Origin of the sequence: Andreprevotia chitinilytica DSM 18519, assembly GCF_000711875.1 — a bacterium.
GTDB lineage: Bacteria > Pseudomonadota > Gammaproteobacteria > Burkholderiales > Chitinibacteraceae > Andreprevotia > Andreprevotia chitinilytica.
Genome location: NZ_JONM01000005.1, coordinates 108,820 through 130,207, shown reverse-complemented (window position 1 = coordinate 130,207; position 21,388 = coordinate 108,820). Strand labels below are relative to the sequence as shown.

General features: G+C 59.5%; 19 protein-coding genes and 1 pseudogene. 12 read left to right on the top strand and 8 right to left on the bottom strand.

What is annotated here, in order from left to right:
• Positions 1-77: 77 nt before the first annotated feature.
• From BR41_RS08610 to BR41_RS08575, 8 genes and pseudogenes are all read left to right on the top strand, one after another.
• Positions 78-1,193 carry a nickel/cobalt transporter gene (locus tag BR41_RS08610; RefSeq protein WP_051710513.1) on the top strand — a complete coding sequence of 372 codons (1,116 nt, stop codon included), beginning with the start codon at positions 78-80 and terminating at the stop codon, positions 1,191-1,193.
• Between the two features lie 19 nt (positions 1,194-1,212).
• Complete coding sequence (locus tag BR41_RS08605; RefSeq protein ID WP_169741273.1) at positions 1,213-1,821, top strand: DUF1007 family protein; 609 nt, start codon at positions 1,213-1,215, stop codon at positions 1,819-1,821.
• Positions 1,822-2,067: 246 nt separating this feature from the next.
• Complete coding sequence (locus BR41_RS08600; RefSeq protein ID WP_035055263.1) at positions 2,068-4,479, top strand: HAMP domain-containing protein; 2,412 nt, start codon at positions 2,068-2,070, stop codon at positions 4,477-4,479.
• A gap of 77 nt (positions 4,480-4,556) precedes the next feature.
• Entirely contained in the window at positions 4,557-4,922 is a 366-nt protein-coding gene (locus BR41_RS08595) for a response regulator (RefSeq protein WP_035055261.1), read from the top strand.
• A gap of 597 nt (positions 4,923-5,519) precedes the next feature.
• Positions 5,520-5,786: pseudogene (locus tag BR41_RS25125) on the top strand (methyl-accepting chemotaxis protein); the annotation flags it as partial.
• 7 nt (positions 5,787-5,793) lie between these two features.
• A complete protein-coding gene (locus tag BR41_RS08585) occupies positions 5,794-6,351 on the top strand; it encodes a hypothetical protein (RefSeq protein ID WP_156970618.1) in 558 nt (185 codons plus the stop codon).
• Positions 6,352-6,491: 140 nt separating this feature from the next.
• Complete coding sequence (locus BR41_RS08580; protein ID WP_035055259.1) at positions 6,492-6,923, top strand: ACT domain-containing protein; 432 nt, start codon at positions 6,492-6,494, stop codon at positions 6,921-6,923.
• Between the two features lie 65 nt (positions 6,924-6,988).
• Positions 6,989-7,459 carry a hypothetical protein gene (locus BR41_RS08575; RefSeq protein ID WP_035055257.1) on the top strand — a complete coding sequence of 157 codons (471 nt, stop codon included), beginning with the start codon at positions 6,989-6,991 and terminating at the stop codon, positions 7,457-7,459.
• A gap of 174 nt (positions 7,460-7,633) precedes the next feature.
• Here the strand turns inward: BR41_RS08575 and BR41_RS08570 are convergent, their stop codons facing one another.
• Positions 7,634-7,975 (bottom strand): zinc ribbon domain-containing protein YjdM, encoded by a 342-nt coding sequence (locus BR41_RS08570; protein ID WP_035055255.1) that lies wholly within the window; start codon positions 7,973-7,975, stop codon positions 7,634-7,636.
• Between the two features lie 284 nt (positions 7,976-8,259).
• On the bottom strand, positions 8,260-9,537 hold the full coding sequence (locus BR41_RS08565) for an O-acetylhomoserine aminocarboxypropyltransferase/cysteine synthase family protein (protein ID WP_035055575.1): 1,278 nt from the start codon (positions 9,535-9,537) through the stop codon (positions 8,260-8,262).
• 405 nt (positions 9,538-9,942) lie between these two features.
• Here BR41_RS08565 and BR41_RS08560 point away from each other — a divergent pair, with 405 nt between their 5' ends.
• Together BR41_RS08560 and BR41_RS08555 are read left to right on the top strand one after the other, a co-directional pair.
• On the top strand, positions 9,943-10,701 hold the full coding sequence (locus BR41_RS08560; RefSeq protein WP_035055253.1) for a substrate-binding periplasmic protein: 759 nt from the start codon (positions 9,943-9,945) through the stop codon (positions 10,699-10,701).
• Positions 10,702-10,972: 271 nt separating this feature from the next.
• Entirely contained in the window at positions 10,973-12,808 is a 1,836-nt protein-coding gene (locus BR41_RS08555) for a DUF3857 domain-containing transglutaminase family protein (RefSeq protein ID WP_035055251.1), read from the top strand.
• 87 nt (positions 12,809-12,895) lie between these two features.
• On the opposite strand, the gene BR41_RS08550 is transcribed toward BR41_RS08555, so the two are convergent.
• From BR41_RS08550 to BR41_RS08530, 5 genes are all read right to left on the bottom strand, one after another.
• Entirely contained in the window at positions 12,896-13,282 is a 387-nt protein-coding gene (locus BR41_RS08550; protein WP_156970617.1) for a hypothetical protein, read from the bottom strand.
• Positions 13,283-13,442: 160 nt separating this feature from the next.
• Entirely contained in the window at positions 13,443-13,991 is a 549-nt protein-coding gene (locus BR41_RS23580; RefSeq protein ID WP_084186940.1) for a PAAR domain-containing protein, read from the bottom strand.
• 234 nt (positions 13,992-14,225) lie between these two features.
• Complete coding sequence (gene dxs / locus BR41_RS08540) at positions 14,226-16,073, bottom strand: 1-deoxy-D-xylulose-5-phosphate synthase (RefSeq protein ID WP_211251702.1); 1,848 nt, start codon at positions 16,071-16,073, stop codon at positions 14,226-14,228.
• Positions 16,074-16,077: 4 nt separating this feature from the next.
• Positions 16,078-16,995 (bottom strand): polyprenyl synthetase family protein, encoded by a 918-nt coding sequence (locus BR41_RS08535; RefSeq protein WP_035055244.1) that lies wholly within the window; start codon positions 16,993-16,995, stop codon positions 16,078-16,080.
• The gene (locus BR41_RS08530) at positions 16,992-17,234 is read right to left on the bottom strand and encodes an exodeoxyribonuclease VII small subunit (protein ID WP_035055226.1); all 243 of its coding nucleotides are present in this window, start codon (positions 17,232-17,234) and stop codon (positions 16,992-16,994) included. The genes BR41_RS08535 and BR41_RS08530 overlap by 4 nt, the downstream gene beginning before the upstream one ends.
• 177 nt (positions 17,235-17,411) lie before the next feature.
• Between BR41_RS08530 and glmS the strand changes: the two genes are divergently transcribed.
• Together glmS and BR41_RS08520 are read left to right on the top strand one after the other, a co-directional pair.
• Positions 17,412-19,217 (top strand): glutamine--fructose-6-phosphate transaminase (isomerizing), encoded by a 1,806-nt coding sequence (glmS, locus tag BR41_RS08525; RefSeq protein WP_035055223.1) that lies wholly within the window; start codon positions 17,412-17,414, stop codon positions 19,215-19,217.
• A gap of 97 nt (positions 19,218-19,314) precedes the next feature.
• Positions 19,315-20,970 carry a methyl-accepting chemotaxis protein gene (locus BR41_RS08520; protein WP_035055221.1) on the top strand — a complete coding sequence of 552 codons (1,656 nt, stop codon included), beginning with the start codon at positions 19,315-19,317 and terminating at the stop codon, positions 20,968-20,970.
• On the opposite strand, the gene BR41_RS08515 is transcribed toward BR41_RS08520, so the two are convergent.
• Positions 20,910-21,380, bottom strand: coding sequence for an RES family NAD+ phosphorylase (locus tag BR41_RS08515; protein ID WP_035055219.1), 471 nt, complete (start codon positions 21,378-21,380; stop codon positions 20,910-20,912). The two genes, BR41_RS08520 and BR41_RS08515, sit on opposite strands and share 61 nt — an antisense overlap.
• Positions 21,381-21,388: the final 8 nt, after the last annotated feature.

Below are 21,388 nucleotides of genomic sequence, written 5' to 3'. Positions count from 1 at the left end.
ACTATTACTCGGGTCGCCACAAGACTTGCCGTGTTGCGTCGCCCCTGACGCAGCCCCCTCCCGGATCATCCGTTGCCATGTATTCAAGCTTCCCCGTTTCTCGCCATCCGCTTGCTGTCGCGCAATGGCTTTTGCTGTGCCTGTCCCTATTCGCATTGCTTGCGCTGACGAGCCCGCCAGTCCACGCGGTCGACTATTTCGGCCGGAGCGACAAGCCCGCGCCTGATGCATCTGCGCCGGCCAAGGTCGTCGAGCAACCGCAAGCGCAGCTGGCAGTCATTCCGGAACCGATCCGCTCCTGGTTGCAGGCCAGCATCCGCTATCAGCTCGAATTGAATGCCTCCATCCGCCACGAGCTGGAACTCAGCAAGGGAAAGGGCCATTGGGCGCCGGGGATGGCGATCATCCTGTTGTCGTTCCTGTATGGCGTGCTGCATGCCTTGGGGCCGGGGCATGGCAAGGTGGTGGTCGGCAGTTATTTCCTCACCCAGCGGGCACGGATCAGCCACGGTTTGCTGATGAGTGGCTGGGCGGCGCTGGTGCAGTCGCTGTCCGCCATCGTGCTGGTGAGCGTGTTTGCGGCAGTGCTGCACTTCAGCGCACACCAATTGCTGAATCAGGCCGCCACGCTGGAGACGGTGAGCTACGTGGCCATCGCCGTGTACGGCATGGTGATCTTGCGGCGGCTTTCCAAGGGATTGGATAGCTGCGGTCACGATCACTCCAAGGATGGCGCGCAATCCAGCCCGATTGCGCCACATCGTCACCAGCCGCATAAAGCCAGCGATGGCACGCCGCACCGCTTCCGCTACAAGGCAATGACGTCGCCCGAATTACCCGAACCAAACAAAGGCCACACCGGCCGCAGCATGTTCATGGCCGGCACCGCCGTCGGCTTGCGGCCTTGCGCTGGGGCGATCGTGGTATTGCTGTTCTGCCTGGCGAACGAGATTTACCCGGTCGGCATCATCGCAACGCTGGCGATGGGCGTGGGCGTAGCGATCACCGTCTCGACCGTCAGTCTGGGCATGCTGGGCGTGCGCAAATTGATCACGCGTGGCAGCAGCGATACCCAACGTGCCATTCGCGCCGGCCGCATCGCCAGCTACACTGGCGCGATCGTGATTACCTTGTTTGGCCTGTTGCAAGCAGCGCTGTTGCTGACTGGCCTTGTTACCCCCATCGCAGCCTGATTCCCTCGTGCCCATGATCTTGTCGACTTCCCTCTTCCGCCGCCTTGCCGCAACGTTTGCCGTGCTTGGCAGCATGGTTTGCCTACCCGCTGCCAACGCCCATCCGCATGTGTGGGCGCAGTTCAAGGTCTCCGTTGCCATCGACGCCAAAGGCGCACCGACGCTGCAAGAGGAATGGACGTTCGATGAAGGCTTTACCGGCATGTTGATGGGCGATGTGCGCCCGAAAGGCGATCTGAAAAAGCAGCTGAACAACAAGGAAGTCGCGCAGCTCAAGAAAGATGCTTTCGACAACCTCGCCAACTTCAATTACTTCAACCACCTGCGCACCACGCGCGGGCCGCTCAACGCCAACCCAGCCACCGATTTCAAGGCGCGGCTGCAAGGCAACCAGCTGGTTTACAGCTTCTCGCTCACAATCAAAGACGCACTCGACCTGCGCAAGGAGATGCTGGAAGTCGGCCTGTGGGACGAGAGCTATTACGTCGCCATGGACCCGGAAAGCGAAAACGCCATCCAGGTCAACGCCGCGGCCCTGAAGTGCAAGACCAACACCTTCCTCGATAAGAAAAGCCCGATCATGTACGGCATGATTTTCCCGGCCGTGACGCGGATCGTCTGCTCCTGAAGCGCGATCACGCAAACTTACGAAACCACCGCACCGCAATCACACCAGCGCCCCCATCTTGGGGGCGTTTTCAATTCCAGCGCATCTCGCCATTTGCCAAGCCTGCAACGGGCTGTGGCGAAGCTTCATCAGCGTTTCATATTCGACGGCAACACTAGCGCCAGATTTTGCTGCATTGCGGTACATCCTTTCGCCACCCCTACACTTGGTTTCCAGTCGTCAAGCGAATCAAGGAGTCAGCCCCACATGGACATCCGTCAACGCATCACGATCCTGGTGGTTTCGACTTTCGTCGCCATTGCCTCGATCGGCGGCTACGCCACCTATCAATCTCGCGGAAACGCCAATCAGGTGAAGCTGGTGACCGAAGGCGTGGTGCCCAGCGCCTTGGCCTCGGCCGATCTGGTTTCGCAGCTCAAGGATGTGCAACTCGCCACCATGAATCTGGTATCGGCCCCCGATGCCAATCTGGTGAGCCAGATCAAAACCAGGCTGACCGGCCAGAAGGCCAAGCTGCAATCGAGCCTGGAACTACAACAGCAACAGGCCGATAGCGATACGCAGCGCGGCTTGGTGCAGCAGGCCAAGGAAAGCCTGCATAACTATTTCTCGGCGGTGGACGACACGGCGAATTTCAAGGTCGCGGGGCAGAACGAGCTGGCGGCGGCCACCTTGTTCGCCGGCGTGGCGCAGTATCAAACCGAGCTTGAGCAAATCATCGACACGCTGCGCATCGAAAAAACCCGCAGCAAGGACGCCGCCATCGCCTCGCTGAACAGCCGGCTGGCAAGTACGGTGTCGGCACTGTCGGTGGTGACCGTGCTGGCCATCGTCGTGCTCTCTGCCATCGGCTTCATGCTCTACCGCCAGATCATCCGCCCGATCGGCCGCATGCAGTCGATGATGAGCGAGATCGCGACCAGTCAGGACTTCACCCGCCGCGTGCCGGTCGAGCGTGCCGACGAGATCGGGCGCTCCACCGAAGCCTTCAACGCCATGCTCGCCAAAATTCAGGAAAGCTCGGCGCAGCTCAAGCAAAAGACCACCGATATCCAGGCCATGTTGCAGAACATGCCGCAGGGCATCCTCACCGTGGTCGCGGGCAGCCGCATTCACCACGAATACTCGGCCTATCTGGAAACCATCCTCGAAACCAACGACGTCCCCAACCGTGACGTGATGGCATTGATCTTCTCCGACACCCATCTGGGCGCGGACGTGCTCTCGCAAGTCGAGGCGGCCATCGGATCGTGCATCGGCGAGGATGCGATGAACTTCGACTTCAACGCGCATCTGCTGGTGGGCGAGGTGGAAAAGCGCATGCCGGACGGCCGGGTGAAAATCCTCGACCTGAACTGGTCGCCGATCACCGACGACAACGACACCGTCGTGCGCCTGATGCTGTGCGTACGAGACGTGACCGAGCTGCGCAAACTGGCGCTGGAAGCCAACGAGCAGAAGCACGAGCTGGAAATGATCGGCGAAATTCTGGCGGTGAGTCAGGAGAAGTTCCACGAGTTCATCGTCAGCGCACTGACCTTCATCGACGAAAACGAAATCGTCCTGCACCGGCACATCGAGCCCGATGCCGATGCGCTCGCACAGTTGTTCCGCAACATGCACACCATCAAGGGCAATGCGCGCACCTACGGCCTGCAGCATCTGACCAATGTCGTGCACGAAGCCGAACAAACATACGAAGCGCTGCGCAAGCCGCGCCCGGACATCGCCTGGGATCAGGATTCGTTGCTGGCCGAGCTGGCCGGCGTGCGCGCCGCGGTCGAGCGCTACTCCCACATCAATGAGGTCAGCCTGGGCCGGCGCGGCCCCGGCCGGCGTGGCGTCACCGAGCGCTATCTGTTGGTGGACAAGGGCGAGATTCTGGAAACCCTGCACCGGCTGGAAACCGTCAACACCGGCAACCTGCACGAGCTGGTGGCAGCGCGTGATGCCGTGCGCAAGACACTGCGCCTGCTAGGCACGGAACCGATTGCCGCCACCCTTGGCGCCGTGCTGGACGCGGTGCCTGCGCTGGCAGCGGAGCTTGGCAAGGCCACGCCATCCATCCGCATCGACGACAACGGCTACGTCATCCGCAACCAGGCCAGCGGATTGCTCAAGAATGTATTCATGCATCTGGTGCGCAACGCGGTCGATCACGGGCTTGAGGCCGCCGACGTCCGCACCGCCGCCGGCAAAGCGGCGAACGGCCTGCTGCGTATCTCGCTCGCCGTGGCGGATGGCACCTTGCAAGTCGCGCTCTGGGACGACGGCCGCGGTCTGGCGCTGTTGCGCATCCGCGCCATCGCTGTCGAGCGGGGGCTGGTCAGCGTCGATGAGCCATTGAGCGATGACGAGATCGCCAACCTGATCTTCCGCCCGGGCTTTTCGACTGCTGAACGCGTGACCGATATCTCCGGCCGCGGTGTCGGCATGGATGCGGTGCAAGACTTCGTCCGGCGTGAAGGCGGCAAGATCGCCATCCGCTTCACCGACGACGCGGTCGGCGCGAACTTCCGCCAGTTCAAGACCGTGATCAGCCTGCCGGATAGCTATGCCATCCAGGTGGACGACAACCAGCTGGAGCACCTGCGCGATGCCTCGGCTCACGCGGAGGCCCAGCCGCTGAGCCAGCGCGGCGAAGTCTCGACGCTTTAATTGATTCCCAGCGATTCATCCGGTCGGGCCGCTTGGCGGCTCGGCCACTTCATCCTCTGCAAGACAAAGGAGCAACCATGGCACAAGTCCTAGTGGTCGACGATTCCAGCACCGTTCGCAACGAAGTGTGCGACTTCCTCAAGGCAAACGGCCTTACCGTTGTCCCGGCCACCGATGGCAAGGACGGCCTCGACAAGCTGCGCGCCGACTCCTCGATCAAGCTGGTGGTCAGCGACGTGAACATGCCGAACATGGACGGCCTCACCATGGTGGAGAAGATTCGCGGCGAGCTGAAGAACAGCACCGTCAACGTGATCATGCTCACCACCGAGAACAGCCCCGCCATGAAGGAGCGCGGCAAGGCTGCCGGCGTGAAGGGCTGGATCGTCAAACCCTTCAACGGCGCTTCGGTGCTGGCTACGTTCAAGAAGCTGGTGGTTTAGGAAGCGGGAACGCGATGGTGTGTTTGCCCCCTTCGCGCAAGGGGGGAACGTCACACCCAAGGTTTTGCTACATCAAGGTGAGAAATGGATTCATTGGTAAACACCCTGCTAGCCATCGTGGCCGGCATCGCCCTAGGCGCCGTGCCGCTTGGCTTCTGGCTGCGTGCGGCAAAACAGGACTTCCGCCGGCAACTGCAAGCCCACGATGCCCGCATCCAGGCTTTGTCCGACCATCTATCGCCCGCGCAGGCCAAGGCGCGTGAAGACGATGCGTTGGCGCGGCTCGTGGCGCTGCAGCAGCAGCTCGACCAAACCATCGCCGCCCATGAAACGGCAGCCAGCAACGCCGCCGCGCTGGCCGAGCGCGACAAGGAAGCCAGCCTCGCCCAGGCACGTGATGAACACGCCGCCGCACTGGCAGCGCTGCGGCAAGCCTTGGGCACGCAGCACGATTCGCTCAGGCGCGACGTTGACTCGTTGCAAGGCATGGTCAAGACCATCGAACGCTGGCACGACGAGATGCAGGCCATCCTGGCGAACAACCGCGAGCTGAAGAAGCAGAACGAGGAATTCGCGACCGTGGTCAAGAATGTGGTGATGCTGGCCCTCAACGCCGCCATCGAGGCCGCTCGCGCCGGCGAGCACGGCCGCGGCTTCGCCGTGGTGGCTGATGGCGTGCGCGCACTGGCGATGACTTCCAGCAAGCTGGGACAGGACTACAAGCAGAACCTGCACAAGAACGATCTGGTGACCACCACCACCTTCCAGGACATGCAAGCCAGCGGCAACATGATCCGCACCGCCGTCTTCGCGCTGCAATCCACCGCCGACAACATTCACTCGACCATCACCGCAGCCCACTGACCCTATGATGACTCCCCGCGCCGTCGCGGCGATCGAATGGCTGTTCGAACAGTCGATTCAAGACAACATCCATGCCGGTTCCGGCGAAAACAGCAGGTTCGACAAGCGGAAGATCACTCAGGCAGAGCAAGGCGAGCGCAAGCTGGTCGTGCTCAATATCTCGTCCTATCTCTTTCGCATCGTCGCCTTGTTCGATTTCGACAGCAGCCCGTCAACCGTGCAGTACCTGCAACGCCACTCGCGCAGCCAAGACCTGCAAGGGCAGTTGCTGCTCGATGCCTACGCCGAGCTCGTCAACATGATCTGCGGCAAGGTGAACCGAGCGCTGTGCGAGGCATTCCGCCATGCCGGCATGTCCACCCCCTTCTTTCTGGAAAGCAGCTGCGCCGCGTATGTCGACCTGCTTGAGCCCACGCATGCGCAAACCTATGAAGTCGCCATCGGCGACGACGTGCGCTTCAACTTGATCGTGTGCATCTGTTCGTCCGACGACGGCCAGGTGGACTTCGACGTCGACCGGACGGCGCAGCCGGAAGAAATTGGCGGCGAGCTGGAGTTGTTCTGAGTGTGTCTGTCGGTCATTGCGGGGAATGCGCAGGGGGCATCGTCAATCGGTATGCGCCACGCACAAAAAGTTAGCGCCTTGCTCTCGCCTGCACGCTGCGGCATCGTGCCGATGTTCAGCCATGATCATCAAGGAAGCCCGTGCCGCCCATCTCCAACTTGACTACGCTGCTGCAATCCATGCAGCCGGTGCTCAACGACGGCGTATATGTTTTCTCCACTGTCCCGCCAAACACCGACCTGCGCACCCTCGACCCCATTGGCACCTTCCGCGAGGCCGAGGGGCTGACCGTCGTGCTCGCAGAAGAACAAGCGCAACAAGCCGGGCTGCCGGTGCTCTTTCGCGCCGCGTGGATCACCTTGACCGTGCATTCAGACCTGCAAGCCGTCGGACTCACCGCCGCATTCGCCACGGCATTGGGCAATGCCAATATCAGCTGCAACGTGATTGCGGCGGCGTTTCACGATCATGTTTTTGTGCCGGTGGAATTGGGGCAGGCGGCGATGGCGGTGTTGTGGGCGTTGCAGCGGCAGGCTTTGTCTGAAGCAGACATTACCCGTCAGACAAGGTAGAGCAGCTTCCGTATTATGGACCGCCGATTAAAACAGTTCTTCCATCGCAATGGATACCGATAAGCATGGACGTTGAATGCATATTCCGACGGACGCCATATAGTGAAATCATTTTTGGCGCTGTCGCCTTGACCTTTCAAGCGACAGTACTCGTGCTCCTCTGCATCAGCGGCGCGATCAAAGAAAATATTCCATTTGTGCTTTTTTTCTTTTTCTTTTCCATCACGTTTATTTTTTCATTTTGCTACAGCAATAGCATTCATTACTGCGCTGAAAATCGCACCCTATGGACAGAAAGAGATTTGTTCGGACTCATTTACTTCCGATCAAAGAAAATCGTCGTGAGCGACTATATCTATTTTTACGCTACCGAAAACAGAAACCAAGTCCTTGGCTACCTATTTAACGTCTACAAAGGTGACTTTAACCTCGGCTGCCTCGGCGGCAGGACGTTCAGCGCACAAAGAAAAGACACCCTTGCGAATCTTGAAAAATTGACGGAAAAACTGGGCGTTCCGAATCATGGCATTCTCTAGAATTCGTACTCTTTCAATCCTGACCTGAAACTTGTACGGGATACTATTCCCAGCTGAGATTCAAATTCATAGACATTCATTACACCCTGGCTCCTAAAATCACGCGCAGGCCGACCTCTGCGGGAACTGTCGGCCTACGACGCGTGATCTCGGCTATTCAGCCACAGCATTTAATCATGCTTTCTTCACAAACTCCGATTTCAACTGCATCGCGCCAATACCATCAATTTTGCAGTCAATATCGTGATCGCCCTCGATGAGGCGAATATTCTTCACTTTGGTGCCCACTTTAACCACCAAAGAAGACCCTTTCACCTTCAAATCCTTGATCACGGTAACGGTATCGCCGTCTTGCAATACATTACCATTGGAATCGTGCACGGCACGTTTTTGATCCGCGCTTTCTTCCACGGCATCTTTGGGCCATTCATGCGCGCATTCCGGGCAGATATAGAGGCTGCCGTCTTCGTAGGTATATTCCGAACTGCATTGGGGACATTTGGGCAAACTGCTCATGCTGAATCCTGATTGATTAAATTGGCGTGAAGAACAGAACGAAATTGCGGTATCTGTTCGTGAAAATGCGGTGATCCATTGCGCTGAAAGCGAACTTGCGTTGGCGCTTTCCCGTGCCGGATTTTACTTGGCCGCCCCGTAAAAGGACACGTAACGAAGTGGTGTCGGCGCTGGCGTGCGCAGTTCGCGCCACTGCCTGCCAACAGCCAAAAAAATACCCGACCTATCTGGCCGGGCATTTTTTTTGGGCAGTTCAGTCCGTTTGCCGGGCTGATTAATCCCCCTTAAGCCGCCGCCACAAGCGCCTGTCCGATGTCCTCCAGAATATCGTCGATATGCTCGATGCCAATCGACAAACGCACGGTCTCTTCCGATACCCATGCTTTCTTCAACTCCTCTGGCGAGAGCTGGCGATGCGTGGTCGATGCCGGGTGGCATGCCAGCGATTTGGCGTCGCCGATGTTCACCAGTCGGGTAATGAGCTTGAGCGCATCCTGGAAGCGTGCGCCGGCTTCACGGCCGCCTTTGACGCCGAAGGTGAGCAGGCCCGATGCCCGGCCACCGAAATATTTATCCACCAGCGGGCGGGATTCGTGGTCCGCGAGTCCGGCGTAATTCACCCATTCCACTGCGCGGTGGCCTTGCAGGTATTTGGCGACTTTCAGCGCGTTTTCGCTGTGGCGCTCGATGCGCAGGCCCAGCGTTTCCAGCCCTTGCAAGATCAGGAAGGCGTTGAACGGCGAGATGGCGGCACCGGTATTGCGTAACGGCACCACACGGGCACGGCCGATGTAGGCAGCCGGGCCGAGCGCTTCGGTGTAGACCACGCCGTGGTAGCTCACATCGGGTTCGTTCAGGCGGCGGAAGCGTTGCTTGTGTTCGGCCCACGGGAATTTGCCGGAGTCGATGATGATGCCGCCGATACTGTTGCCGTGGCCGCCGATGTACTTGGTAAGTGAATGCACCACGATATCCGCGCCATGTTCGATCGGACGGGTGATCGCGGGGGTCGGCACGGTGTTGTCGACGATCAACGGGATGCCATGCGCGTGGGCGACATCGGCAAAGGCGGCGAAATCGACCACGTTGCCGAGCGGATTGCCAATGGATTCCACATAGATCGCCTTGGTCTTGGCATCGATCAATTTGGCCGCTGCGGCCGGATCGCGGTAATCGACGAAGCGCGTCTGGATGCCGTATTGCGGCAGCGTATGGGCGAACAGGTTGTAAGTGCCGCCGTAGAGCGTCGAGATCGAGATGATGTTGTCGCCGGCTTCGGCGATGGTAAGGATCGAATAGGTAATCGCCGCCTGGCCGGATGCCAGCGCCAAGCCACCAATGCCGCCTTCCAGCGCGGCCACACGCTTTTCCAGCACATCGGTAGTCGGATTCATGATGCGGGTGTAGATGTTGCCGGCCACCTTCAGATCGAACAGATCGGCCGCGTGCTGGGTGTCGTCAAAGGCGTAGCTGGTGGTCTGGTAGATCGGCACCGCAACGGCGCGGGTGGTGGGGTCGGGGCTGTAACCGGCATGGATGGCGAGCGTATCGAACCGCGGCATTGCGAACTCCTGAAGGGGGATGAAGCCCAGCGTGGCTTGCAGCACGCGCAAGGGACCGCACAAATCTAGCATCGCCCAAATAATGCAAATAAATACTTTTGAATAACGACAATATTCAATCCAGTTATTTGAAACCGCATTCAAGGATGCGTCACTATCCGACCCAGGCAGCTTGAAACACTGGTTTGAAATACGGCTGATCCAAGATGGCCCGTCAAGTGAGCCAGATCACGCTTATGACGCGATAAAACGCTTGAACAAGCGCCGCCCGCTCGACATGCTTGGCCGCAGCGCAAGTCCGACGGATCACGCCAGGCAGCCGGTGCCAAGCAAACCAAATACGAGAATCCGCACCAGCCGGATCAAACGCGCCCGCGATGGCGCGACATAACAGGGGTTCACTTCATGATTGACCGGCGCAACTTTCTAATCGGCGCCTGCACCTTGGCGGGCGGCGTGCTGCTGCCGGCACAGGCGGCGACGCAAGCCAGGCCGATCCGCATGGGGTATTTCGATAACTACCCGCCCTTCAGCTTTCGCGGCCGGGATGGACAAATGACGGGCGCACTGGTCGATGGGGTCGACCTGCTTGGTCAGGCAGCGGGACTTGATTTCGACCATCAGGGTTACCCTTGGGCCCGCGCCCAGGCCATGGTGGAAGCCGGCACGCTGGATGGTTTCTGCACCGTGCTCACCAAGCCACGCCAAGTGTATGCGGCGTTTTGCCCCACCCCGATCATCAGCGTGCGCTTTGGCATCTATCACCGGATCGACGATCCCCGGCCACTGAGTGTTCGCTCCGTGGCCGACCTGCGGACACTGCGGCAGGGCAAATATATCGGGGCGGGCTATTCGGCCGAGAATCTGGAACCCAATTACATCCAATGGTTCAAGGACGAGGAAACCGTCCTGCGCATGATCGATGCCAATCGGCTGGATATCTATATCGAGGGGGAAGTCGTCACCAGCCGCAAATTGCAGCAGCTGGGGCTGGCCAACCGCTTCAAGTTCACTCCCGCCCCCTTCCTGCCCCCGGTGAATTTCTGCTTCGGGCTGCGGCGCAATTTTCCCGATGCAAATGCAATTCTCGCGCGGATGGAAGTTGCAGCGCAGGCCGCCAGGAAGTCCGGTGCGCTGGATGCGAATCTGGCACGGTATCGTTAGGTTTGTAGGGTGGGTTAGCCCCTTTTAAGGGGCGTAACCCACGTAGACGCCACTGCAATTGCCAGCATTCATCCGGTTTGAAACCCTGCCCCGCGTGGGTTACGCCCTTAAAGGGGCTAACCTACCCTCCGAACGCTAGCCCGCTACCATCGCCAGCCACCCACAACGAATTTAACGGCAGGTTGGCGTGGCTTGGCGAACTGTTTCAGAATGGTCATCTGCACGTCGCGCTCCCCCGGTAGCTGCCCCCCATTACGCTCCAAAAGGCCTCATGAAAAAGATATTCAGCGCCCTACTGCTCACGCTTGCCGGCTCGGCCTGGGCGGCGGAAGACTACCGGGTCAGCCATTTTGATGAACGCATCGAGGTGGATAGCGCCGGCAAGAGCACCGTTCATACGGGAATCACCATTCATTTGCTGACCGAGGCGGGTGTGCGGCAATTCGGCCAATACCTGTCCGCCTACAACGCGGAAATGCAGACGCTGACGCTGGAAGCCGCTGCCACCATCAAGAAAAACGGCACCCGTATCGATGTGGATCGGGAGAAAGGCGTATTCGATAAACCGCTGCCGATCACGGTGGATGCACCGCAGTTCAGCCAGATGCACGGGCGCGTGATCACCTTCCCCTCGCTGGAAGTGGGCGATTCGATTCAGGTCGGCTTCAAGCAACAAGACCTGACCACGCTTTTCCCCGGCAAATTCGCGGCCGTGAATGCCTTCCCGCTGATCGAGGTGTATGAAGACGCCAACATCACGCTGACCACGCCAGCCGATATGGCGGTCAAGATCGAGAGCAGCGGCCTTGAGGCCCTCACCCCCGCCACACCGGCCGATGGCAAGCGCACGGTGCGCTTTCACTACAGCAATGCCGCCACCGGCCCGATCAAGAAGCAGAGCAATACGCTGTCCTGGTTCGACGTTGCGCCGCGCTTTTTTGCCACCAATTTCACTGATTACCGTGAGCTGGCAAACGCCTACGCGGCGCGTGCACAGGACAAGACCCAAGTCACCCCAGCTGTCCAGAAACTGGCGGATGAGCTGACCCGTGGCATCACCGATCGCCGGGAACAGGCCGAGCATCTCTACCAATGGGTGAGCGAGAACATCCGCTATGTCGGCGTGTATATCGGCGCGGGCGGCGTGGTGCCGCATGAGGCGGATAGCATCCTCACCAACCGCTATGGCGACTGCAAGGACCACACCACGCTGTACGAAACGCTCTTGAAGGCCAAGGGCATCGAATCGAGCACGGTGCTGATCAACTGGGGCGACAACTACCGCTTGCCGGGCGCACCGGTGAATGCCGCGTTCAACCATGCCATCACATGGTTGCCAGAGTTCAAGCTGTTCGCCGATACCACGCCAGGCTTCGCCAGCTTCGGCACGTTGCCGTTTGGCGAGAGCGACAAATCGGCCTTGATCGTGGCCACCGGCGAAATTCGCCAGACACCAATTCACAACGCCACCACCAGCCAATCCTTCACCGATTACACCCTGGCCCTCGCGGAAGATGGCAGCGCCAAGCTGGAACTGGCCACCACGCTCAGCGGAGAGATCGCCGAAAATGCCCGCCGCTATCTGTCGACTACGCAACCGGACGATGTCGAACGCAAAGCGTTGGAAGCCTACAACCTGGTCGGCTCACTCAAACTGAATACCGGCAAGCCGCATGAGCTGGGGCAAAACTATGTGGTGACCGGCTCGGGCAAGTTCGACCAGTTCGCCAACTTCCCCGGGCCATTCGGATTCGCGATCCCGCGTCTGCCCTCCCAAAGCAACATCAAGGCCTTCCCTGATTTCGTGCTGCAGCAAAAGGGCAAACCGTTGGACGGCACTTGCGCTGGTGGCCTATTGGAAGAGCACTACCACATCAGTTTTCCGGCCAGCGTGAAAATCCTGGCAATCCCGCGCAACGTCGACCTGAGCAGCGACGACGTGATCTACCGAGCCACGTATCAGCAGCAAGGCAACAAGATCGAAGTGAGCCGGGTGCTGGAGCGGAATCTGAAAAGTAATATCTGCAGTGGCGCAAAACTGGCGACGTGGTCGGGCATTGCCAGTGCGATTGATCGGGATTTGAAGAGCCAGATTTTGTATCAGTGATTGGCTTGATGTAGTGATCAATAAAAAACGCCAGCATTGATGCTGGCGTTTTTTATTGATCACTCCGACAAACAGCGTCGGGTCAAATTATTTATTCCGGCACATGCAGGCAATCACCATAGCAATTGATGCAATGAGACTTAACTCCAAAACAAGCGCAAGTACATATCCGTCTGTGTACTCCCAAGAGATAGGCCAAAGTGGTTTGGAAAAAGCAACCCCGCACAAGAGAAAACCGACGATGGAGAATACGATGCCCAATCGCTGCTCATGGCTACTTTTTCCCCGCACCACATTGATCAAGATAAGCACCCAAGGCGCAATACCAGGAAGCAACGCAGCAACAAAAACAGGGCTTTCTCGCGCCGCCGTGGCGGAATCCCCATTGGCAAGCAAGAAGACAAGCGCACTCATCAGCACCCAAAGCAAGGAAATTGCGATCAGGTAAAAACGGGCCATCGGCGTGTAGTTCATTGTTGCTCTAGCCAGAATGCTGCCACACCAATTGCGTTGCCGATTTTTGTTCGTTGATAGCAGGTACGGCACCCTTCTCCGGCCTGGATATTTGCATGATCTCCTTTGGCAACACGAGCCAGGAATTTCTTTTTATAGGCGTCTCCTTGCTTAAAATAAGTCACCAGTACCGCAGCACCTCAATCTGGATTTCCTCTTCGCGCTCGCCGGTCTGGATGAGGTCCGTCAAGCCTTCCGCATTGGTATGACCTTTAAACACGCCTTGACTCGTGGTGGCGCGGTACCGCTGGTGTGCAAGCACATCACCCGTTTCGAAATCCTGCAGCTGGATTTGGCGATCAAATACGGCTGGGGTTGGCACCGCTGAGTGAGATGTACTCATTCCAGTAGTAGCTGCGAGATGATTCGTTCCCGCATAGTCGCCCTCCGATTCATTCCCAATGAAAAGCGTAGATTGAGCAATAACCCGATTCGCGCCATAAGGGCATCCACACACAACAACATCACCTGATTGCACACCATCCCTGCCATTCTCGCCCCAGATGTACGCAGACCCAACAATTGGACCGCGCCCCTTCGAGCATTTGGGACATGAGGCAATATCGCCTGATAAGACGAGAAATACTCCCTCGTCGGTCATGGACGAAGAGGCAGTCAGAACATGACCTCCCGTTGTTGTAGGATTTCCAAGCAGTGCAAGCATCTTCATGTACACCCCTCATCGCATGAATGCAGGTAACTCTTGTCGAGCTAGAAGACTTTGCACGATTTCGTTGCACTTCCGTTTAGGAAGAGTCTCAAAATACCTTTGCTGTTTGAAGCGCTTAGCTTCTCAGGCGTTTCACTGTTTGCCAGATTCGTTTACTGACTGCCGAGACAATGTAGAAACAACAACGCCGGCATCAAGCCGGCGTTGTCCTCTTCTAAAACATCAAATGCGAAATCAGCCCAACCGCGCCCGAATCGCCGCCTCAATCCCGGCAGCATTCAGCCCGCATTCCGCCTGCAATTCCTTCTGCTCACCATGCTCGACATAGGCGTCCGGCAAACCAATTTGCAGCACTTGCTTGGCGATGCCGGCGGCAGCCAAGGCTTCCAGTACGGCACTGCCCGCCCCGCCCATCACGGCGTTTTCTTCCACGGTGACGATCAGATCGTGGCTGGCGGCCAGTTGCTTGATAAGTTCCACATCCAGCGGTTTGACGAAGCGCATATTGGCGACGGAGGCGTCGAGCGCTTCGCCGGCCAGCAGTGCATCAGCAAACACGGTGCCGAAGGCGAGGATGGCGATCTTGCTGCCGGTGCGGCGGATTTCGCCTTTGCCCCACGGCAAAGCGGTCATTTCGGCCTGGACTGGCGTGCCGTTGCCACTGCCACGCGGGTAGCGCACGGCGGCGGGGCCGTTGTGCTGGTAGGCGGTGTAGAGCATCTGCCGGCATTCGTTTTCGTCGGCCGGGGCGAGTAACGCCATATTGGGAATGCAGCGCAGGTAGGAGATATCGAACGAGCCGGCGTGGGTCGGGCCATCTGCGCCGACGAGGCCGGCGCGGTCGATGGCGAAGGTGACATCCAGGTTCTGCAGCGCAACGTCGTGGATCAGTTGGTCATAGGCACGTTGCAGGAAGGTCGAGTAAATCGCGACCACGGGCTTGAACCCTTCACAGGCGAGGCCAGCGGCGAAGGTGACGGCGTGTTGTTCGGCGATACCGACATCGAAGTAGCGCTCAGGAAATTCCTGCTCGAAGCGCACCAGGCCACTGCCTTCGCGCATGGCCGGGGTGATGCCGATAAGACGTTCGTCTTGCTTGGCCATATCGCACAGCCAGTCACCAAACACGTGCGTGAACGAGACCTTGCTGCTCTTGCCGCCCACCATGCCGTCTTCCGGCGTGAACGGCGTGACGGCGTGGTATTTCACCGGGTCCGCTACGGCGAGTTTGTAGCCGTGGCCCTTCTTGGTGACGATATGCAGGAACTGCGGGCCTTTGAGTTTCTTGATGTTGGAGAGCGTGGTCACCAGCGCATCGAGGTTGTTGCCGTCGATGGGGCCGATGTAGTTGAAACCAAGCTCTTCGAACAATGAGGCCGGGCTGAACAGGTTCTTGACGCTCTCTTCGCCGCGTCGCGCCAGCTCCTTGAGCGACGGTGCGACTTCGAGCACACGGCCGGTGGCGTTGCGGAAACCGTTGTAGAACTTGCCGGACAACAGTTTGGCGAGATAGTTGTTGAACGCGCCGACGTTGGGCGAGATCGACATTTCGTTGTCGTTCAGGATTACCAGCAGATTGACGTCGCGGTGGCCGGCGTTGAATAGCGCTTCGATCGCTTGGCCGGCGGTCATCGAGCCATCACCGATCACGGCAATGGAGTGGCGATCGTCACCGCGCAGCTTGGCGGCTTCGGCAAAACCGAGCGCCGCGCCGATCGAAGTGGACGAGTGGCCCACGCCAAAGGTGTCGTATTCGCTCTCTTCCCGCTTGGGGAAACCAGCCAGACCGCCCTTCTTGCGCATGGTGTTCATGCGGTCGCGCCGACCGGTGAGGATCTTGTGCGGATAGCTCTGGTGGCCGACATCCCACACCAGGCGGTCATTCGGTGTATCGAAGACGTAATGCAGCGCGACGGTCAGTTCGACCGCGCCGAGGTTGGAGGCGAAATGGCCGCCGGTGCGGCTGACCGAATCGAGCAGATAAGCGCGCAGCTCGTCCGAGACTTGCTGCAACTCTTTGCGATCGAGTTGGCGCAAATCGGCGGGGCTGGCAATGGAATTCAACAATTCGGACATGGACATCAACTTACGAACGGCGGGCGACGATGAAGTCGGCGAGCTGTTTCAGGCGGGTGGGTTTGAAACCGGCGGACGCATCGCCGAAGGTATCGAGCGCGGCATGCGCCTCGGCCTGCAGCTCGGCGGCTTTTTCCTTGGCGGTGGCGAGGCCGAGCAAGGAGACATAGGTCGGCTTGTCATTGGCGGCATCTTTGCCGGCCGTCTTGCCGAGCGTGGCAGAGTCCGCTTCGCAATCGAGGATGTCGTCGACGACCTGGAACGCGAGGCCAATGCATTTGGCTGCGTGATCGAGCTTGCTCATTTGTGCTTCGGTCAACGCTTGACCGCAATAGGCGCCCAACAGCACCGACGCGCGAATCAACGCACCGGTCTTGAGGATATGCATCAGTTCCAGCTCGGGCAGGCTCAGGGCCTTGCCGACGCTGTAGAGATCGATGCCCTGCCCGCCGCACATGCCGACACTGCCGGATGCCTTGGCGAGCAGGTTCACCATCTTGATCTGGTCACGCGGGTCGTCCGCCAACACGTGGGCGCTGAGCGAATCGAACGCGGCGGTTTGCAGCGCATCGCCAGCGAGCAGCGCGGTGGCTTCGTCAAAGTGCACGTGGACGGTGGGCTTGCCGCGCCGGAGGACATCGTTGTCCATCGCCGGCATATCGTCGTGCACCAGCGAATAGGCGTGAATCAACTCCACCGCGGCGGCGGCGTGGTCGAGCCGGGCCGGATCGGCGCCGACGAGTTCGCCAGCGGCGAAGACCAGCAAGGGGCGCACGCGCTTGCCGCCATCGAGGACGGCATAGCGCATGGCTTGGTGCAAACGGGCGGGAATGTGTTCGTCGGTCGGCAGCGTGCGTTCCAGCACGCCTTCGATGCGCAGCTGTACCGCCTGCATCCAGGCGGCAAAATCCAGTTCAGCGGCAATCATTGCGCCTCCGGATTGAAAGGCTTGAGTTGCTCGCCTTCAAGAATTTTGAGTTGTTGTTCCGCATTGGCAAGTTTGCCTTCGCAGAATTTGAGTAATTGCTGCCCGCGTTGATAAGCGGCAAGCGCTTCTTCAAGCGGGAGTTGGCCTGCTTCCAGAGCGCCGATCAATGTTTCGAGCTCGACCACGCCGGCCTCGAAATCGGCAGGCGCCGCAGCAGCGGATTTGGCAGTTTTGGACATGGGGGAAAACAGGCGGGGAAACCGGTGGAAATTAGCCCAAAGCAGCTAGCCGAGTCAATGCTGGCGTGTGTTTGATGACGCAATGCAACACCTGCTGTGAATTCGCCGCAATTGGGCTTGCCAGGAACTAACATGAAGAGAAATCCGCCCGATTTCTCTTCGATAAACGAGCCTGCCATGAGCCACTTGATCGGACTCATCTCCGCCAGCAATACCCTGCCCACGCTTTATCACCAGATCGAACAGCTGGATGCTTTTGGTTTTCGTGGTGTGGTTGCGCTGCATGGCGGGCAGGACGGGTTGTCCGAAACCAGCGTGGCCGGCTTACCGGCAGGCATCGTCGACGCGATTGGCGATACCCCGACCAACCGGGTGCTGTTGCGGCTGGATTGGGGCGATCCGGCCCAACACGCGATGCGGGTTTGCCGTGACCTGATCGGCGTGGTGATGCGCGGCAGCTTGCAAAACAGCACATCACTCGCCAACCGTCTGCAATCACTCGGCTACACCGCCGATGCCAAAAACCCGACCGAACTGATCTCCGCACTGATCCATTGGTATCACCGCACCCAGCGCGATCTGACCCGCGCCACGCAATCGGCCGTGCAGGAACTGGTTGGCTTGTTCGCCATCAGCGTGATCGAGCGCGACAACCCTGGCGAAATCGTTGTGGCCACGTCGGGCATTCCCATCCTGATTGCCTCACATCAGAACGGCTTTGCGTTTTCCGATCAGCTGTCGCCCTTGTTGCCTTTTGCCCGCGACTTGATCCGGCTGATCCCCGGTGAGGTCGCCAGTATCACGCCGACCCAGGTTCAAATCATCGATGCCAGCGGCAGCCCGACCCGACGCAATCCCGAGCCGATCAGCCCTCGCAATGAGCGGGCTGCGCTAGACCGCTTCGGCCATTTCATGGGCAAGGAAATTCACGAACAGCCGGCGCTGCTGGCGGACACGCTGACCCGCAACGGTCTCACGCCCAGTCTTGCCGAACTGCTGGGTGATGAAGGCGCAAGATTGCTGGCCAATATCGACGCGGTGGTGATCGTCGCCTCTGGCAGCAGCTATCACGCAGCACTGACGGCGCGTTATTGGCTGGAAGGCGTGGCCGGTCTGCCTACGTCGGTCGAGCTCGCCAGCGAGTACCGCTATCTGGATGGCGTGGTTCCCAACAACACGCTGGCCATTGGCGTCTCTCAATCGGGTGAAACGGCCGACACGTTGGCTGCGTTGCGGCATGCCGAATATCTCGGTGCCTCCGTCACCTTGGGGGTGTCGAATGTCCGCGATAGCAAACTGATGCAACTGGCCAAGCTGCAACTGGCGAATGAAGTCGGGCCGGAAATCGCCGTGACATCGACCAAGACCTTCACGGCACAGCTGCTGTCGATGTATCAGCTATCGCTCGGGCTCGCCCAGCAACGCGGCCGGCTGACTGGTGCCGCGCTGGAAGAAGCAACCCGGCTGCTCAGCCTGCTGCCGCGCGCGGCGCTTGGTGTGCTGGCGCTGGAACCTGTGCTTGATCAATGGGCGCAACGCCTGGCGCGTAGCACACATCTGTTCTGCGTTGGCCGGCACTCCAACTACCCGATTGCCCGGGAAGGCGCACTGAAAATGCAGGAAGTCGCCTATCTGCATGCCGAGGGGCATCCGGGCGGCGAGCTGAAGCATGGCCCGCTAGCACTGGTGGACGCCGATCTGCCGGTCGTCGCTTGCCTGCCGTGGAATCCGCTGGCGGAAAAACTGCTCGCCAATCTGCAGGAAGTCCGTGCGCGGCATGGCGAGCTGTTCGTGTTGTCGGATGCTGGCCTTGCCGCTGCCGATCGCCTTAACGTCGCCCGCATGCCGGAAGACCTGCGCGAACTCAATCCGATTCTGTATGCCATTGCGCTGCAACTGCTCGCCTATCGGATTGCCGTGTGCAAGGGCAACGAGATCGATGCGCCACGTCATCTGGCCAAGGCGTTTGCCACCGAGCAGTAGCACCATCCAGCGGTCAAGCTGTAAGAAAAACCCATTTTTAATACTACTGAAACATAAATTTCATACTTTGGGGTTCAGATTCATCCGCTGGACCACCATGCGCATTTCCGCCCAACTCAAAGCCGTCAGCACCGTTACTGTCCTTGCCCTCGCCGGGCTTGGCATCTGGATCACGGTACAGATTGGTCTGCTGCGCGACGACTATCGCCGCGATCACACCAGCCAGCAGGCACTCGCCGCTGTCTCTACCCTGCGCAGCACCATGCTGCTTGTCTCGCGCGCCGATCCGCTTGCGCCAGATACCGAAGCCCGGCTGGTAGCCGCCGAAAAAACCGTCGATGCCGCCGCCCGTGATGTCGCGCCGTTACTGGATGAAGCAGCCGCCAAGCAACTCTCTGGCGCACTCTCGCAACAATGGGCGGATTACCTGAAACAGTTCCATAGCGCGGTGCAAATCTCCGCGACCAGCCCGCAGGATGCGCTCAACATTCCCGAGCAAATCTACAAGAACGATCTTGAACCCGTGCTCGCCAGCCTCGATGTGGCGGCGACTAGCGCACAGACCCGAGCGGGCACGGCAAGCACGGCCATCGAAGGGCGAATCGGCACCCTATTCGCCAGTACCTTGACCCCGTTGGCGCTCACCGCACTGCTGATCGTAGCCAGCCAGCTTTACTTTGCCAGAAAGCTGCATGGCCGCTTGCGTGTGATGTCCGCCGCCAGCGATCAGTTGACGCAGGGCGATCTCACCGGCCGCATGCCGGAAGTCAGCGACGAAATCGGCGACCTTGGCCGCAGCCTGAACCGCTTTCTCGATCAGTTGGCCCAAACGCTCTCGCAAGCACGCAACGCCGCCCAAACCGCACGAGACGATGCTCGCCGCGTAACCGCGTTGGCCGATGCCACCCACGACGACGCAGCGCTGCAGACCACTCATTTGCAAGACATGGCCAGCGCGAGCCAGACCTTGCAAAGCGCCGTGCAGTCCGTCGCCAACCAGGCCGAACAGGCTGCCGGCGTTGCGATCCAGACACGGGATGCAGTGAACATCGCGCAGGATGCCGGCCGCAATTCGATTGTCCGGCTCGACGCGCTCACCAATGAATTCAGCGCGGCGGAAACCGCACTGGATGCGCTCACCAATGCCGTACAAGACATCGTGAAAGTCGCCCGCAGCATCGAAGACATCGCCGGGCAGACCAACCTGTTAGCCCTCAATGCGGCGATCGAAGCGGCCCGTGCCGGTGAGGCAGGCCGTGGCTTTGCCGTCGTCGCCGATGAGGTGCGCAAGCTCTCGCTGCAAACCGCCGACTCAACCCGGCATATCCGCACCATCCTCGATGTCACACGTACCAAGACCAACGAAACGCTCACTGCGATGCAAGCCGCCAGCCAGCGGGTGATCGAATGCCGGGATGACGGCGATGCAATCTCCGCGACCTTGGGCAACATCGGCAGCGCAGCCCGGCACGTGAGTGAAATGATGGAAACGATTGCCGCTGCGGTGGAAGAACAAAGCCAGGCCAGCGAAGCCATCCACGCCCGACTGGCCGGGATTGGCGATAGCGCCGCACAAAGTAGTGCCCGCAGCGAAGAAATGCTCTCGGAGATGCGCAGCCTGACCGATACGGCCAACCAGCTGGATGCGCAGCTGGCGCGCTTCCGGTATGGGCGTTGGGTTAGCGGCGCTTGCTACGCCAGCAGATTCAACACCCGACCATCAAAGTCGAATGGCCCTTCGATCACCGCCTGAATGGTGCCATCGCGCAGCAATGGATGCGCCGGGTTCAGCAGCATATTGCGATCCAGCGGCACGATCACCGATGGCAGGTAGAGACCAAGCTGCCCGGATTGCTTGAGCCAGCCCGTGCCCGCATCGCGACTGGTATCCCCCGCCGGCACGGCATCCCAGCCTGTTGGCGGTGCCAGCGTGTGGAACAGCGCAGGGTCATCCGGCAAATCGATGCTGATGAGCTGGTAGTCATCCGGCATCAAGCCCGGTTCGGGCAGGTGGGCAAGGACTTCAAGAACGGCCAGCGCGCGGCTGGTTGCGGTGTAGACGGCGGGGACATCGCGGTGATTCCAGCGCCCGCCAAACAGCGCGGCACCATAACCGGACAGATCAGTGGCATAAGCCGCGCGGGCGAGTCGCCAGACTTGCATTGCTGGAT